This is a genomic window from Winogradskyella litorisediminis (assembly GCF_042675765.1).
GTDB classification, from domain to species: domain Bacteria; phylum Bacteroidota; class Bacteroidia; order Flavobacteriales; family Flavobacteriaceae; genus Winogradskyella; species Winogradskyella litorisediminis.
On sequence record NZ_JBHTJL010000017.1, the window covers coordinates 1 to 1,061 of the forward strand.

Sequence of the window (1,061 nt, forward strand, 5' to 3'; positions counted from 1 at the left end):
AATTGGCTAAATATGATGTATCCTCGTTTGAAGTTAGCTAGGAATTTACTTAAAGATGATGGGGTGATATCAATCCACATTGATGAACATGAATATTCAAATCTCGAAAAACTTTTAAACGAGATTTTTGGTGAAGAAAATAATCTTGGAACTATTATTTGGGATAAAAGAAACCCAAAAGGTGATGCAAAAGGAATAGCATACCAACACGAACAAATCATTTTTTTTGCAAAAAATAAACAGAGTTTTTTAACAGACAATGAATTCAAAAGACCGAAAGAAAATGCCTTGAAAATTATAGAAAAGGCTGAAAAGTTGATTAAAAAAGGAGGAGGTGCTAACGACAAGGTCAGAAAAGAATTTAAAGACTGGATCAAAAGTCAAGATTTTTCTGGTGGAGAAAAAGCGTATTCCTTTATAGATGATAACGGTGATGTATATCGTCCAGTGTCAATGGCATGGCCAAATAAAAAACAAGCACCTGATGATTATAAAATTCCTTTAATACACCCAGTGACAAAAAAACCTTGTCCCGTACCAGATAAAGGATGGAGAAATCCTTCAAAAACAATGGAGAAACTCTTGAAAGAGGGGTTGATTTTGTTTGGTAAAGATGAAACTACTCAACCAAACAGGAAGTACTTATTAAAAGATAATATGGAAGAAAATGTTCCTTCACTATTATATTTCGGTGGCAGCGATGATGACTTATTGAAAAACTTGGATGTCATTTTTGACACTCCAAAAGTCGTTGATGTTGCAAAGAAAATAATGATACCTATTGTAAAACAAAATGATATCGTAATTGATTTTTTTGCAGGGTCATCAACAACAGCTCATGCAGTGATGGATTTAAATGTAGAGGATAATTTTTCTAGACGCTATGTTATGGTGCAATTACCAGAACCCATCAACGAATCACACGAAGCATTTTCTAAAGGATATAGATTCATTACAGAGATTAGTAAAAAGCGAATTCAAAATGTTTCATCAAAACTCAAAGCAGAATACCCAGACAAAGTAAAAGACCTAGACTTAGGTTTTAAGGTATTTAAACTAGA

Annotated in this window: 1 protein-coding gene; it reads left to right on the plus strand. The window is 32.8% G+C overall.

Features of this window, described 5'->3' with window-relative positions; genetic code table 11:
- Positions 1-12: 12 nt before the first annotated feature.
- Positions 13-1,061, plus strand: a 1,049-nt coding sequence (locus ACFQ1Q_RS13735; RefSeq protein WP_386132691.1) for a site-specific DNA-methyltransferase, incomplete at its 3' end; no start/stop codon positions are given.